At 46.3% G+C, this 16,186-nt stretch carries 14 protein-coding genes; all 14 read left to right on the top strand.

Features of this window, described 5'->3' with window-relative positions:
* Positions 1-2: 2 nt before the first annotated feature.
* On the top strand, positions 3-377 hold the full coding sequence (locus EYO21_09675; protein HIB04075.1) for a hypothetical protein: 375 nt from the start codon (positions 3-5) through the stop codon (positions 375-377).
* Positions 378-424: 47 nt separating this feature from the next.
* The gene (locus EYO21_09670) at positions 425-1,312 is read left to right on the top strand and encodes an EamA family transporter (protein HIB04074.1); all 888 of its coding nucleotides are present in this window, start codon (positions 425-427) and stop codon (positions 1,310-1,312) included.
* A 75-nt stretch (positions 1,313-1,387) separates the two neighbouring features.
* Complete coding sequence (locus EYO21_09665; protein ID HIB04073.1) at positions 1,388-3,424, top strand: S9 family peptidase; 2,037 nt, start codon at positions 1,388-1,390, stop codon at positions 3,422-3,424.
* 278 nt (positions 3,425-3,702) lie between these two features.
* Positions 3,703-5,013, top strand: a complete 1,311-nt coding sequence (locus EYO21_09660; GenBank protein ID HIB04072.1) for an adenylosuccinate synthase — start codon at positions 3,703-3,705, stop codon at positions 5,011-5,013.
* A gap of 3 nt (positions 5,014-5,016) precedes the next feature.
* A complete protein-coding gene (purL, locus tag EYO21_09655) occupies positions 5,017-7,353 on the top strand; it encodes a phosphoribosylformylglycinamidine synthase subunit PurL (GenBank protein HIB04071.1) in 2,337 nt (778 codons plus the stop codon).
* Positions 7,354-7,362: 9 nt separating this feature from the next.
* Complete coding sequence (locus EYO21_09650) at positions 7,363-7,833, top strand: thioesterase family protein (protein ID HIB04070.1); 471 nt, start codon at positions 7,363-7,365, stop codon at positions 7,831-7,833.
* The gene (locus EYO21_09645; GenBank protein ID HIB04069.1) at positions 7,787-8,878 is read left to right on the top strand and encodes a phosphoribosylformylglycinamidine cyclo-ligase; all 1,092 of its coding nucleotides are present in this window, start codon (positions 7,787-7,789) and stop codon (positions 8,876-8,878) included. Before EYO21_09650 ends, EYO21_09645 begins: the two co-directional genes overlap by 47 nt.
* Positions 8,875-10,134: a phosphoribosylformylglycinamidine synthase I gene (gene purQ, locus EYO21_09640; protein HIB04068.1), complete on the top strand. Its 1,260-nt coding sequence runs from the start codon at positions 8,875-8,877 to the stop codon at positions 10,132-10,134. Before EYO21_09645 ends, purQ begins: the two co-directional genes overlap by 4 nt.
* Complete coding sequence (locus EYO21_09635; GenBank protein ID HIB04067.1) at positions 10,112-11,095, top strand: phosphoribosylaminoimidazolesuccinocarboxamide synthase; 984 nt, start codon at positions 10,112-10,114, stop codon at positions 11,093-11,095. The genes purQ and EYO21_09635 overlap by 23 nt, the downstream gene beginning before the upstream one ends.
* Positions 11,092-11,478, top strand: coding sequence for an AIR carboxylase family protein (locus tag EYO21_09630; GenBank protein HIB04066.1), 387 nt, complete (start codon positions 11,092-11,094; stop codon positions 11,476-11,478). The genes EYO21_09635 and EYO21_09630 overlap by 4 nt, the downstream gene beginning before the upstream one ends.
* Positions 11,471-12,820, top strand: coding sequence for an adenylosuccinate lyase (gene purB / locus EYO21_09625; protein HIB04065.1), 1,350 nt, complete (start codon positions 11,471-11,473; stop codon positions 12,818-12,820). Before EYO21_09630 ends, purB begins: the two co-directional genes overlap by 8 nt.
* Complete coding sequence (purF, locus tag EYO21_09620) at positions 12,820-14,295, top strand: amidophosphoribosyltransferase (protein HIB04064.1); 1,476 nt, start codon at positions 12,820-12,822, stop codon at positions 14,293-14,295. The genes purB and purF overlap by 1 nt, the downstream gene beginning before the upstream one ends.
* A complete protein-coding gene (gene purD / locus EYO21_09615; GenBank protein ID HIB04063.1) occupies positions 14,285-15,601 on the top strand; it encodes a phosphoribosylamine--glycine ligase in 1,317 nt (438 codons plus the stop codon). Before purF ends, purD begins: the two co-directional genes overlap by 11 nt.
* Positions 15,598-16,179 carry a phosphoribosylglycinamide formyltransferase gene (gene purN / locus EYO21_09610; GenBank protein ID HIB04062.1) on the top strand — a complete coding sequence of 194 codons (582 nt, stop codon included), beginning with the start codon at positions 15,598-15,600 and terminating at the stop codon, positions 16,177-16,179. The genes purD and purN overlap by 4 nt, the downstream gene beginning before the upstream one ends.
* The last annotated feature ends 7 nt before the right edge of the window (positions 16,180-16,186 follow it).

Genomic DNA, 16,186 nt, shown 5'->3' with positions numbered 1-16,186 from the left:
CAATGCAAATTCGGATTCAGTGGCCACAAGGAGAAATCACTGCCAATCTTGAAGATAGCCCTACCTCGCGGGCTTTATTATATGCTCTCCCATTTGAATCGTCTGCCAACACCTGGGGAGATGAGATCTATTTCTCGGTGCAACTATCGGCTGATCTGGAAAAGGACGCTCATCAGGTGGTGAATCCCGGCACTGTCTGTTTCTGGACGGAAGGAAGCGCCCTAGCCATCCCTTTCGGCCCTACACCCATCTCGGAGGGAAACGAATGCCGGCTGGTAACAGCGTGTAATGTCTTGGGAAAAGTAGAGGGAAATCCAAAAACACTGAGTTCAGTCATCTCAGGAGCGACTATTTCTGTGGAGCTCTGCACAAATTAATCGGGCATTTTTTTATATCCATTAGAGGCAACTCATATAAATAAACTGTGAGCCTTCGTGGTCTTTTTCACTTAGGAGTAATCTACATTGCCTGGGGCAGTACCTACCTCGCCATCCGGGTGGCTGTACGGGAAGGGTCAGGATTCCCACCTCTTATTATGTCCGCCACGCGTGTGTTTGCTGGGAGCCTCATTCTGTTCGTGCTGGTGGCTCTTTTCCGGAAAGGTAGAATAATCCCGAAAGGGAAGGAATTGACCGTGGTGGCAATATCAGGTCTGCTTTTGTGGTTAGGCGGGAACGGTTTTGTGGCCATTGCGGAAACAAGGGTCCATTCTGCTTACACTGCAGTCATCATCGGGGTAACACCTCTCTGTGTTGCCATAATGGAATCATTCCTTGATCGTCGTAAACCTTCTATCGCTTTATTGGGATCCTTATTCATTGGAATTGGTGGTCTGGCAGTTATAAACGGTCCGGCACTTGTAAGCGGAAATATCGGCGATTTGTGGGCTGCAGGAATACTTATCATCGCCTGTATCAGCTGGGGGGCGGGTTCAATTATCCAAGGCAGAAACAAGATAGGTATCACACCTGAAGCGAGCTCAGCTTGGCAACAAATGAGTGGGGCTTTGGGACTTACATTTTGTGCCATCCTTATCAGCGAACCTCTCCCCAATCCCACAAATGAAGCATGGCTGGCCTGGGGTTATCTGGTGATCTTTGGTTCGGTGATCGCATTTACATCTTATGTAAAAGCACTGAGGTTACTTCCCACAGGGATCGTCATGACCTACGCCTACGTCAATCCGGTGATTGCTATTACCCTAGGATGGATTATTTTGGATGAACCTATTACACGGTTTACCATCGGCGGGACGCTTCTGGTCGTGCTGGGTGTAATGGGCATTTTCAGGGAAAAGAAGCGTGCAGCCTGACCGTCAACGCTTTTATTTTGCCAGCTCTGTAACTACATTTTACACACAGTGCGAGTAAAAGAAAAATGAGTATCAATGTTAAAAGAGATTAATAATATCACATGCTTCATACTGATCTCGATGGTCTCTATGGCCAGTTCGGAGACCAAACGAGCCATGACCATCGTTGACCTGATTAATGTGCCTTCTTTGGGAGATCCCCAGTTATCACCTAATGGCATCCAACTGCTTTACACACTTTCAGAATCCGACTGGGAAAAGAACAAACGGGTTAGCCACATCTGGAGAATCAACACGGACAGCACAAGCCCGATTAAGATGACAAATGGTGAGAATGGAGAAAGTTCGCCCCGGTGGTCTCCTGACGGTTCTATCATCGCCTTCATCACAAAAAGGGGTGAATCAGACGACACAGAAAATCAAATCTTTCTCATCAGTAATCGCGGTGGTGAAGCTGAGCCACTGACTGAAAATGAGACAGGCATCTCAAACATTCAATGGTCGCCCGATAGCAAATTCATCTATTTCCTGACCAACGATGCTAAAAGTGACGAAGAAAAGGAGCGGGAAAAAGCGAAGGATGATGTCTTTGCCTTTGATGAGAACTATCAGCAGAAGCACCTTTGGAAAATATCCCTCGGCAGTAAAGAAAGCAGTCGAATTACTGAAGGTGACTTTTCCATCACGAGTTACAAACTTTCCAGGGATGGAACAAAGATCGCTCATCATCGGGGACCCAATCCACTATATGGCTCAGCCAACCATAACGAAGTGTGGGTGATGAACGCAGATGGTACAGGTGCAATTCAGATTACAAACAACAATGTATCAGAACAAGGTGCTCAACTGTCACCCGATAACGCCACAATTCTGTTCACCAGTTTTTCCAACGAAGAGTTTGAATTCTATTATAATGATAACATCTTCCTAGCTCCTGCAAAAGGAGGCAAACACAAACTGATGCTAAAAAAGATGCCCCATGAGGTTGGAAGCACCACATGGTCTAAAGATGGGAAGAGTATCTACTTCACTGCCAACACAGGAGTCAGAACGGAGCTGTTCTCAGTTACTGTAAAAGGAGAAAAGCTCGCTCAGTTAACCAAAGGTGACCATGCTCTCAGGAGCTTCAGATATTATCCCAGACTTGACCGTTTTGTGTTCGGCATGAGTGAACAGACAAACGTCGGTGATATTTATTCCCTTGAAAACAAGCGTCGTGCTTTCCCACAGAAACTCACCAAAGTTTATAACTATCTAAACAATGAATTTCGCCTGCCGAAACAAGAAGCTATCCAGTGGAAAGGAACAGATGGTGTCATGGTGGAAGGTTTGCTCTACTATCCACTCGATTATGAGAAAGGAAAGAGTTCCCCTCTTTGTGTCCAAACCCACGGTGGTCCGGCAGCTTCAGATAAGTTCGGCTTTGGGAGCTGGAGTAGATATGTTCAAGTCCTCACATCAAGAGGATGGATGGTCTTCAAACCTAACTACAGGGGCAGCACTGGTTATGGAGACGACTATCTTAGAGACATGGTTGGTCACTACTACAGACAGTCTCATCTGGATGTGATGACAGGTGTAGATTATCTTATAGAAAAAGGTCTCGCTGACGGCGACCGAATGGTGAAGATGGGATGGAGTGGTGGTGGCCACATGACAAACAAGATCATCACACACACGGACCGCTTCAAAGCTGCTTCATCAGGGGCCGGAGCTGTGAACTGGATCTCCATGTATGCCCAGAGTGATGTTCGTATTTACCGGACACCGTGGTTCGGTGGCACCCCTTGGCAAAAGGATGCTCCCATAGATGCCTACTGGGATCACTCTCCGTTGAAAGATATCTCGAAAGTGACAACACCCACACTTGTTCTTGTGGGTGAAAATGATGTTCGTGTCCCTATGCCACAATCTGTAGAACTTTACAGAGCTCTCAAATCCAACGGAGTCCCAACCCATCTTTATGTGGCACCTCGGGAACCCCACGGCTGGCGAGAATTGAGGCACGAACTATATAAAGTGAATATTGAACTTGATTGGTTTGAGAAGTATGCATTAGATCGGGAGTATTCTTGGGAAGAAGCTCCGATTGACACTGATCAAGAGCAGTAATTCAAACTCTATTAAATAAATAAAAAAGCTGGTATCCGGCCCTTTTTTATTTTCGGTAGGACTTTCACATTTTTCTTTTTCGACCACCACCGTAAACTTAATCTTTCCTTAAGGAGAAATATTGAACGGTTCTTTATTACCAAAATGATGGTAGCGGGATTTTTCTTTTTTCACACACCGGATGTGGGCCGGTTTTGCCGCAATGAGCGGAATAAATTCTAGCACTACCTTTTCTCCTTCAGTTTTTTCACCTATCAATCCGTCCACCTTGTCATTAAATGACTGAAAAAAGTCATTCTACTTCCTTAACTGTCATTGTCGGCGCTCAGTGGGGCGACGAAGGAAAAGGAAAAATCACCGATTATTTCGCTGGCGACTGCGACTATGTGGTCAGGTTTCAGGGAGGAAACAATGCTGGACATACGGTCATCGTTGAAGGAGAAGTGTACAAGTTACACCACATCCCTTCGGGCGTCCTCTACTCTCACCCAGTCTCTGTCATTGGGAATGGCGTGGTGATCAATCCGAAAGGGCTTATTGAAGAGATCGAATCTTTGAAAGGTCGGGGCGTGGAACCAAACCTGAAGGTGAGTGACAGGGCCCATGTTATCATGCCGTATCACATTGTTATGGACGATTGCCTCACCGGCCACCAAGGTGATTTGGCTGCAGGCAGTACAAAACGCGGGATCGCTCCTGTTTATGCGGATAAAGCCTATCGTCATGGAATCCGCATGGGCGATCTTTTGGAGCCAGCTATTTTTGAAGAAAAACTCCAAAGAGCCTATCAGTTTAACAAAAAAGTGGTGACGAAAGCTTTTGAAGCAACCTTCGATCTAGCTTTGGAGGATATTTACACCGACTATCTAAGCTACGGTGAAACGTTAAAAAATTATATATGTGACACACAAGTGGATCTATATACGGCTTATCGTGACGGAAAATCCTTCCTGTTAGAGGGCGCACAGGGGGTTTCCCTTGATCTCGACCATGGTCTCTATCCTCACACCACAAGCTCCAACACGGTTGCCGGCCAGATCAATGTGGGGACGGGAATCGGTTTTAATGGGCAGCATCGTATTATCGGTGTGGCGAAAGCTTATGTAAGTCGCGTTGGCATTTCCCCGTTTCCCACGGAGCTGGATGGTGACGAAGCTAAACTGCTCCGAGAGAAAGGACAGGAGTATGGCACCACCACCGGCAGGCCCCGCAGAGTTGGGTTTCTTGATCTGGTCCAACTGAGGCAGGCCGTGCGAGTTAATGGCCTTACGGAAATTGCCCTGACAAAAATCGATGTTCTGTGCGGTTTAAATAAATTGAAAGTGTGTCCCACTTATACTATCGGAGAAGAAAAGGTAACGGAAATGCCCGGCAGTCTGGGAAAGATGCGCCAAGCTATTCCGGAATACAGCACTCTTTCAGGTTGGCCTGAATTAAGTGAAAAAGAAATTGAATCTCACTGTACAAAAGGATACGACCATCTGCCCAGAACAATGAAAGACTATATCAATTTTATCGAGGAAGAAGTGAAATGCCCCGTCACCATCATTTCCCTAGGACCTCAAAGACACCAGACCATCTTGAGGTAACTGTTGTCCTTCGAGAACGAAACATTTGACTTCAACGCACTTTCAGAAACCGAAATAGAATCAACACTTCAGACAAACGGTCTGGCCCTGAAAGTTGATGAAGCGCTTCGAATACAGAATGATATCCTGGGCCGGCCCCCTACCCTAACCGAATGTGTTCTCTGGTCTATCCAAGGATCTGAACATTCCTCCTATAAAAGTAGCCGTTCCCACCTATCACAATTTGTGACCAATGGACCTACCGTTATTCTGGGCCCTAAAGAAGATGCGGGAATAGTTTCTATCGCCATGGATAAGAAGGGGCGACGATACGGTGTTGTAATGAGCCATGAATCTCACAATCACCCATCCCAAATCGTCCCCTATGAGGGAGCAGCAACGGGCATCGGCGGCAATGTAAGGGATGTTTGCTGTATGGGAGCCCAGGTCATTGCTGTTGCAGATGCTCTTCGGTTTGGTGATATCAACTCCCCGAAAACAAAGTGGATCCATGATGGTGTGGTGGCGGGTATCGCCGGTTACGGCAATCCCCTTGGTGTTCCCAACATATGCGGTGATCTTTACTATGATGAAGGCTACAATGACAACTGTCTTGTTACAGTAGTAACGCTGGGGGTGGTACGGGAGGATGAGATGATTCACTCAGCCGTTCCGAAGAATTCTGATGGCTATCACCTTATTCTCATTGGCAAGCCGACGGATAACAGCGGCTTCGGCGGCGCCAGCTTTGCCTCTCTGGAACTGAATGAAGATGAAAAAGAATCAAAAAAAGCAGCGGTTCAGGAACCGAACGCCTTTCTGGAAAGACATATTCTGAAAGCAACTTACGCCCTGTTTGAAATTTTGAGAGAGAAAAAACTTTATGACAAGGTCGGTTTCAAGGATCTTGGTGCCGGCGGTATCGCCTGTGCCTCTGTAGAACTAGCCGACAATACTGGTCTGGGTGCCGAAGTGTTTCTAGAAAAGGCTCATATAAGTATGGAGAATCTTCACCCGTCCGTGATCCTGTGTTCAGAAACACAGGAAAGGTTCATGTGGGCGGCCCATCCTGATATTTCGGATATGATTGTAAAGCACTATAATGAAGTTTTTGCCCTGCCGTCAGTTTCCCGAGGTGCCAAAGCCCACATTATAGGTAAAGTGCGCGCGGATGGACAATATATCGTCCATAGCAACGGAACGACTCTTGTGGATGCACCAGCATCACAAGTGACAAAAGGGTTCCTCTATCATAGAAATTATGAAGCGCCGAAACGCACCTTCAACGAACCAGATCTGCCGAAGCCAAAAGACTATAATAGAACACTGCTTTCAATCCTGTCGCACGAAAATGTTGCATGTCGAGATGTAGTTTTTGAGAGCTATGACAAGCAGGTACAAGGCCGGACTGTCATTGAATCGGGGGAAAGCGATGCCGGTGTAATGCAACTGTTTAACGATGATAATTATCCTAAAGAGATCCAGAATACGGGAATCGCCCTCTCAACCGATCACAATCCACGGTATGGCAAAATCTCACCTTACTGGTGTGCGGTGAACGCAGTAGTAGAAGCTATGAGGAATGTAGCTGCTGTAGGCGCCACACCACAGGCCATCACCGACTGCCTATGTTTTGGAAATCCAGAAAAGCCCGATCAAATGTGGCAGTTCGTTGAAGCTGTCAGGGGAGTGGCAGAAACATGCAAATCTATAACACTGAAGGAATATCCGGAACACCCCGTCCCTGTAATTGGAGGAAATGTTTCCTTCTACAATGAATCTCGAAACGGCGCCATCCCACCCAGTCCCATCATCAGCTGTCTAGGCAAGCTAACTGATGTAAACAAAGCAATCACCATGAGTTTTCAGGAAAAAGATTCCGTTATTCTCCTGGTTGGAACACGCAAAGATGAATTGGGCGGCAGTGTCTACTACAGTCTTCACAATGAGTTAGGTGCCAATGTTCCTAAACCAGATCTAGAAGAAGTGAAAAATCAGATTGTTGCCTTGACGGATTGCATAGATAAAAACCTCCTACTTTCTTGCCATGACATTTCAGAGGGAGGTGTAGCAGTAGCCTTGGCTGAAATGACATTTGGAAATGAGATAGGTTGTGAAGTGACAGTTCCCGGTGATCTGTCCACTGAAACACTTCTGTTCTCTGAAACAGGGGGGTTCGTGGTAGAAACTATCCCAGACAATGAAAAAAAAGTAAAAAGCTATTTCGAAAAACAGAGACTGGAGATAACACAGGTTGGCTCCACCACAGATGAGGGATCTCTAAAGATTAATAAGGTCGTACAGTTGCCCGTCTGTGAAGCAAAAGAGGCGTGGGTCAACGGACTAAGAAACAGACTATAAAAAAAGAAAATGTTGGGAAAAATAAAAGACAAAGTCATCTTCGAGACCATCAAGAAACGATATACAAATTCTGTCCCTTTTCATGCATTACTAGGCCTGAAGGTCTCAAAATTTGATTTTGAGTCAGCTGAAATAACTCTTTCAGACAAGAAAGAATTATTGGGTAATGTAGCACAGGAGTCCCTTCATGGCGGTGTCACTGCTTCAGTCCTGGATTCTATTGGAGGACTTGTAGCTATAGGTAATTTTCTTTCCCGGGAAAAAGATCAGTCATCTGATTATATAAAAAATCGTATCAGTCGCATGGGGACCATCGATTTGCGGGTCGACTATCTGCTCCCAGGAAAGGGCAGGAATTTCACCGCCACAGGACGTGTGATCCGTGCCGGCAAAAGGGTGACCGTCTGCCGCATGGAAATGCACAACGATGAGAATGACTGTATCGCTCTGGGAACTGGCACCTACCTATGGAGCAAATAAATTGAACGTAAACAAAGTAGACTACAAATCAGCAGGTGTAGACATTGATGCAGGAAATGATGCGGTGGAACGTATTAAGGATGGTGTTAAATCTACTTTTACGAGCAGTGTGCTGACAGAGGTTGGTAGTTTCGGTTCTCTTTATGATCTTAAATCAGTTCTTGAGAACTATGAAAACCCCGTCCTAGTCCAAAGCATTGACGGCGTGGGCACCAAGGTCATTATCGCCCGGAAACTGGGGAAATTTGATACCATCGGCATGGATCTGGTGAGCGCTTGTGCCAATGATATTCTCGTCATGGGCGCCCGCCCTCTCACCTTTCTCGATTATATTGCCAATGACCGGCTAAAGCCGGGGATCATTGAAGAAATTGTACGTGGGATGGTAACGGCGTGTCGCGATACGGGTGTCTCTTTGGTTGGCGGCGAAACCGCTGAAATGCCCGACACATACTTACCAGGTGAACATGACCTTGTGGGTGTTATAACCGGCGTGGTGGAAAAGGACAGGATCATTACCGGTCAATCCATACGGCCCGGCGATCTGGTGCTTGGGTTACCATCCAACGGACTGCATACCAATGGTTATTCTTTTGCCCGGAAACTTTTCTTTGAATTGGGAAGATATGACGTAAATGATACTCTTCCGGAATTGGAAAAATCTGTGGGGCTCACTTTACTTGAACCCCACATTAATTATACGAACCATCTGTTTGCAGCGCTTGATAATGGGATTGATTTAAAAGGCATCGCTCACATTACTGGTGGTGGATTGGTGGAAAATATTCCGAGAGTTTTACCTGATGGGCTTGGAGTGGAGATCCAGAAAGGATCATGGCCGTCTTTGCCTATTATTGATGTGATGCAATCTATAAGTAATGTGGATGAAGAAGAGATGTACCGCACCTTCAATATGGGTCTTGGAATAGTATTTATTGTTGATCCCCATAATGTGGACGCAGTGAAGAGTGCCTTAAAAGATCTGACAAAAGTTTACGAGATCGGTTCAGTGGTAAGCGGGAAAAATGAAGTAATAATTAAATGAGTTCCATAATCGCTATCGTTCAATTCCCTGGTTCCAACACAGAACGGGAAACGCTTATAGCCTGCCGACGGATCGGATTGAATCCCGTAGAATTTCTATGGAATGAACCGGCGGAAAAACTGTCCGATTTTGATGGTTATGTTATCGTTGGCGGATTCGCATACGAGGATAGATCCCGGGCAGGGGTAATTGCTTCCCTTGATCCTATTATGAAACAACTTCGCACTGAAACCGAAGCTGGTAAACCCGTTTTAGGCATATGCAACGGCGCTCAAATCTTGGTAGAAACAGGATTAGTACCCGGTCTTCCAGATTACCGCTTAGGAATAGCCCTCACGGATAATAAGCGTATCAAAGGCGGTCATGTGGTGGGTGTGGGTTATTATAACACCTGGGCAAATCTGCAGATGACTGTCCCTCCAAAGCGATGCGCCTTTACTCATCACATGAAAACAGGAGACTGGATCAATATCCCCCTAGCCCACGGTGAAGGGCGTTTTGTTGTCCCTGAAGAATTGCTTTCCAAACTTCAGGAGAATGATCAGACCGTTTTTCGCTACTGTGATGATGACGGTATTATTGTAGAGGAATTCCCCACGAACCCCAACGGATCCATGTACAACCTGGCGGCGGTATGTAATCCCTCCGGGAACGTCATGGCCATGATGCCGCACCCGGAACGGACTGAAAAAGGGGATGTGATTTTTTCATCCATGAAAACGTTTATTGAGGCGGACCATCCTACCACAAACCATGAACTCTCTTTTGAGCGACCTCATTTTGCATTGGAAGAGTATGAAACAGATGAGCAAAGAGCGGAATGGGTCATCGACATGATCATCACTGATAATGAAGCAGCATCGGTACAGAATGCTTTGAATCAATTGGGGTTTGATGTGGAGATCACACGCCAGACTCACTGGGAAATTGGAACAAACGGAAACAGAGAATCTATTCTACAACAGATCGATGCTTCCGGTGAACTTTATAACTCTAATAAGGAGTTCATCAGCAATATTTTACATAAAGAGAATAGTGCTGCTTTACTCGTCCGTCAGAAAGAGGACATAAAGGGTCGATCAAAATTCGAATCGCTGAGAGAGCGCTTCGAAATAGATGGCATTACCCACCTCACATACGGGACCATCTGGAATGTGACGATTGCGAGCGGTAATTTGGACACTGTTCTAGGAGACATTTTGGAGACACACATATTTTTCAATCCGTTATCACATGACTGCTATAAAATACAGTGAAGGATATGCGGATCGCATCCGCATCGAACTAAACAATACGCTCACCGAAACCGATCTGCCGGCTGGAACAAAACGAAAGGGTAAAGTGAGAGATCAATATGATTTCAACGATAAGATCGCTCTTATCACCACTGATCGTCAAAGTGCGTTTGATCGTGTTCTTGCCGCCATTCCCTTCAAAGGGCAGGTTCTGAACCAGACCAGCGCCTGGTGGTTTGACCAGACACAAGACATCATTCCAAATCATGTGATCTCAGTACCAGACCCCAATGTGACAGTGGCAAAGAAATGCGACGTCCTCCCTATTGAATTCGTTGTCCGAGGATACATCACCGGCAGCACCAGCACGGCCCTATGGACCGTTTATAATAACGGCAACAGGGAATATTGCGGTAACGCACTTCCGGAAGGACTCATCAAAAACCAAAAGCTGGATTCCAACATGCTTACCCCCACCACCAAAGAAGAACATCATGATAGACCCATTGCCCCAGATGAAATCGTCAACGAAGGGTGGATATCACAGAAAGACTGGGACTATTGCAGTCAAAAATCGTTGGAACTGTTCGCTTTTGGACAAGAAAAAGCAGCCGAGCACGGTATGATCCTGGTGGATACTAAGTATGAAATGGGGCGCGATTCAGACGGTAACATCGTTTTGATTGATGAAATCCATACACCGGACAGCAGCCGTTACTGGATCACCGAGACGTATGATGAAAAGATGGCAGCTGGAGAAGAACCGCAGAATGTGGATAAGGAATTCTTACGGCTCTGGTTTGTGGACAATTGTGACCCTTATAACGATGAGACCCTCCCTGAAGCGCCGGAAGAACTAATAGTAGAGCTATCCAGTCGTTACATCTATTTATACGAGACCATTACCGGTGGAACATTTATCTTCCCTGAAGACAAACCGGTTCAAGAACGAATTAACGAAAACCTAAAGGATCATTTATGAAGGCTGTCATCATCATGGGTTCTACATCGGATGAACCCCACACCAAGAAAATCACCAATAAACTGGATGAATTCAACATCCCCTGGGAACAACACGCCGCTTCGGCCCACAAAGAGCCGCTGAAAGTTCTCGAGATCTTGGAGGCTAACCAGGGTGAAAAAGATCTGGTGTACATCACCATAGCCGGCCGATCCAATGCCCTGTCTGGTTTCGTGGCGGCCAATTCCGAACACCCCACTTTAGCCTGCCCCCCCTTCTCGGACAAAGCAGATATGCTTGTAAACATCCATTCCACTCTGCAGATGCCCAGTAATACACCGGTGATGACAGTGATTGATCCGGGGAACTGTGCCCTGGCGGTTAAACGTCTCTTTGGTGTCTGATACCTTAAACAATCTATCCCCTTTGGATGGCCGCTACGCTGCAAGTGTAAAAGAGCTTTCCGTCATCTTTTCCGAATCATCACTTATGCGCTACCGCGTCATGGTTGAAGTTGAATACCTCATTGCTCTTGGTAGCGAAAGAGGGATAAAGGAAATAGAACCATTCACCAACACAAAACAAACCAAACTGCGCAATATTTACAGAAACTTTAATGTAGCCGCCGCTCAAAAAATCAAAAAAATTGAATTGAGCACCAACCATGATGTTAAAGCGGTGGAATATTTTCTTCAATCCAAGATGAAAAAGACCCTGCATCCATGGATTCATTTTGCTCTCACTTCAGAGGATGTGAACAATCTGGCATATTCACTTATGTGGCGGGACGGATTAAAGCTGGCGTATCTGCCTGTTTTACATAATGTTAACAGAGAATTGAAGAAGCTTGCGCGCCGCTATAAAAATTCATCCATGCTGGCTCTCACCCACGGCCAGCCCGCCACACCAACCACCTTCGGAAAAGAAGTGGCTGTTTTCTCCGGAAGACTCAAACGCCAGATCCATCAGATCAAAACCCATCAACTGTCAGGGAAATTGGGCGGTGCCACAGGAACTTGGTCAGCACACAAAGTGGCGTATCCCAAAGTGAACTGGATACGCTTTACCAACAGGATCATTAAAAGTCTCGGACTGGAACCGAATCTTGTCACCACTCAGATTGAATCCCACGATTCACTTGCGGAAAGTTATCATCAAATTGTAAGGATCAATTCCATCCTCACCAATCTCTGCAGAGATATGTGGTCATACATCAGTCGTGGAATACTAGGTCAGAAAACCGTGGCCGGTGAAGTAGGCTCCTCCACCATGCCTCACAAGATCAATCCTATTCAGTTTGAAAATGCTGAAGGTAATCTGGGTGTGGCAAATGCACTGCTGAATCATCTCGCCACCACACTCCCCATTTCCAGAATGCAGCGGGACCTTACTGACAGTACCACATTGCGCAACCAAGGTGTTGCCCTTGGGCACAGCACTTTAGCACTGAAAAATGTTTTGAATGGTCTCAGTCGTATCTCTGTTAACAGATCTCAATTATCAGCCGAACTGAACAAACACTGGGAAGTGTTAGCTGAAGCGGTTCAAACCATCCTCCGAAAAGCGGGAAAGCAAGATGCCTACGAGGGAATGAAGGCACTGACCCGAGGTCAACAGGTTGATGCTAATTCAATAAAACAATTCGTGTCCCAACTAAATCTCGGTGATAAGGATAAACAGACACTTCTTAAGCTCACACCAGCTGACTACACCGGGCTTGCCCCAAAGCTTGTGGAGATGATCTGATGTGCGGCATTGTGGGAATCCAGGCACAGACGTCCGTAGCATCTGAACTTTATGACAGCCTGATCCATCTCCAGCATCGGGGTCAGGATGCCGCCGGAATTATCACTTATGATCTTCGCATGCATAAAGAGAAAGGTCTCGGTCTAGTTCGGGATATCTTTAATGAGCAAAACATGAACCTGCTCAAGGGTAACGTAGGAATTGGCCACACCCGATACCCAACTCATGGTGGTTTTGGTCATGGCGAGATTCAGCCCTTCTGGACGGAAGTACCTTACGGTGTCGCCCTGGGACATAACGGCAACCTTGTCAACTATAAAGAGTTGGCGAAAGAGATCACGGATAGAGAGAAACGGTACCTCAACACTAACAGCGACACAGAAGTTTTGCTCCACATGTTTGCCAGTGCACTGGAACAAAACGGTTCATCAAAATCAGACAAAGCATTTTTCGAACAAATCTGTGGTGCAGTAAAAAGTGTCTTTGCCCGTGCCACCGGGTCTTTTTCGGTGGTAGCCGCAATCGTGGGAAAAGGACTTATCGCCTTCAGGGATCCACATGGTATACGGCCACTGTCAAGAGGTGAGCGCACAAGTGACAACGGTTCTGTTGATCACATATTTTCTAGCGAGACTACCATGTTTCATTCACTGGGATTCAAACCGAAAGGCAATGTTGAACCAGGCGAAGTTTACTATGTAAGTGAAAGTGGCAAAGTTTTCAGTAAAAAACTTGCGTCGGACGAATTCACACCCTGCATTTTCGAGTACGTCTACTTCTCCCGCCCGGACACAATGATGAATGACGTAAGTGTTTACCGCTCTAGACTAAGGATGGGTCAGAACTTGGCAAAAAAATGGGCTGAAAAATATCCCGATATTCATCCGGACATCGTCATCCCAGCACCTTCCACAGCCAATACCGCCGCCTTGTCATTAGCTTACGAACTGGGCGTCCGTTACTCTGAAGGTCTATATAAAAATCCATTCATTGGACGAACATTCATCATGCCGGGCCAAGCCGAACGGAAGAAATCGATCCGATATAAGCTGGTTCCGCAGGAAATCGAGATCCGAGACAAAAAAGTGATGATCGTTGATGACAGCATCGTCCGTGGAAACACAAGTCGGCAAATTGTCCGTATGGTTAAGGACATGGGTGCAAAAGAAGTTTACTTTGTTTCTGCCTGTCCACCGGTGAAGAATCCCTGTTTCTACGGTGTGGATATGCCAACTCGGTCAGAACTGATTGCTGCCCAGAAATCGGTTGATGAAATCCAGGCCTATATCGGTGTGGACATTCTCCTTTACCAGGAAATCCCCGACCTAGTAGAAGCAGTGACCCGAAGAGGCGATCACAACATTGATCGTCCGTGCATGGCATGTCTCGATGGCTGGTATGTTTCAGGGAACGTAGACGAAGAAAAAATGATCGAGATGGAAACCATGCGACTAAATGACCGAAATGGTGAATAATAACTTTCTGGTGGTGGGTTCCGGTGCCCGGGAGCACGCCATCTGCCGAGCTTTGCATTGTTCTCCCCAAGAAAAAAAGATTTTTTGCCTCGCCACAAACTTCAATCCCGGCATTGCCGACTTATGTGACGATGTAACTAAAGGTGACATTAACGACTCAGATTCAGTCATTTCGTATGTAGAGAAAAACGGAGTGGGGCTTGCCATCATCGGGCCGGAGAATCCACTGGCCTGCGGTGTGGCTGATGCACTTTGGGAAACGGGTGTCAAAGTGGTGGGACCCAAAAAAGACTTGGCCCAGATCGAAACCTCTAAAGCGTTCGCCCGAGATCTTCTCAAAGAATACAATATTCCTGCCTGTCCTGAATACAAGACATTTTCATCCATGGAGGGTGTTACTGATTATCTGAATGAACTAGGTGAGAACTATGTAGTGAAGTATGATGGTCTGGCGGGAGGCAAAGGTGTAAAAGTTTCAGGGGAACACCTTTATTCCTATGGGGAAGCCGTGGAGTATTGCCGAGAGCTAGTGGAAAAAGGCGGTCAGTTTGTCATCGAAGAAAAACTGACGGGGCAGGAGTTTTCTCTCATGAGCTTCTGCGATGGAGAAACTCTGAAACATATGCCAGTGGTACAGGACCACAAGCGAGCCTACGAAGGAGATACAGGCCCCAACACCGGCGGCATGGGGACCTACTCTGATGCAAACCACTCCCTCCCCTTTCTCAGAGATGCTGATATTGAACAGGCACAGGCAATCAACCTGGCGATGGTCACTGCATTGAAAGATAAGTGCGGAGAAGGTTACAAAGGTATTCTCTACGGCGGTTTTATGGCCACTGCAACCGGTCTCAAGCTCATTGAATACAACGCCCGTTTCGGTGATCCAGAAGCCATGAATGTGTTGCCTCTGCTAGAATCAGATTTTGTTGCACTTTGTAGAGCCATTGCGGATGGTAACCTCCATGATGTTGATGTCAAGTTCAGAAACCAGGCCACGGTCTGCAAGTATGCAGTGCCTGAAGGATATCCTGACAATCCAGTGAAGGGCGAGCCAATTGATGTGTCAGGTATTGAAAATCGGGAAGGCCTATTTTACGCATCGGTGGATATGAAAAATGACCAGTTGGTAGAAGCAGGTAGCAGAACTGTGGCCGTAGTGGGGATAGCCGACTCTATTACCGCGGCAGAGCAACTTGCTGAAGGGGAAATTTCAAGAGTAACCGGCCCCCTCTTTCATCGGACAGATATAGGTACCGAAGCACTAGTGCAAAAAAGAATTGATCATATGGTTTGTCTCCGATGATTAAGCTTGGTGTTCTTGGATCCACAAAAGGGACAGACTTACAAGCTGTACTGGATGCCGTAAATAACGGCCTGTTAGATGCGAAAGTATCGGTGGTCGTCTCCAATCAAGAAAGCGCTTACATCCTAGAACGGGCCAAAAACCACGGAGTACCAACTTTTTTCATTCCCCATAAAGGAAAAGCCAGAGAAGAGTTTGATAGAGAAATGACCACGGTTCTGCAAAACTATGGTGTTGAACTGGTGCTTCTCATCGGCTTCATGCGGATTCTGTCAGTGGAATTTTGCCAGGAATGGCGTGACAGAATTTTAAACGTCCACCCTTCTCTACTGCCAAAATATGCTGGTGGAATGGATACCAACGTTCACGCTGAAGTAATAAAAAATGGTGATGCTGAAACAGGGTGTACGATCCATTTTGTCACCGAAGAAGTAGATGCTGGACCGATCCTGAGCCAGAAAAAATGCACCGTTACACCTGAGGATACCGTTGAATCTTTAAAGACAAAAGTCCAAGCATTGGAAGGTGAAGCTTTCATTGAAGCGATAAAATTGATCCAAACTGATAAATATGATTAATAATCCT

The organism is Candidatus Neomarinimicrobiota bacterium, from assembly GCA_012964825.1.
In the GTDB taxonomy this organism is placed as follows: domain Bacteria; phylum Fidelibacterota; class Marinisomatia; order Marinisomatales; family S15-B10; genus UBA2125.
The sequence above is the reverse complement of the archived record's forward strand: the minus strand, read 5'-3'. Positions and strand labels throughout refer to the sequence as shown.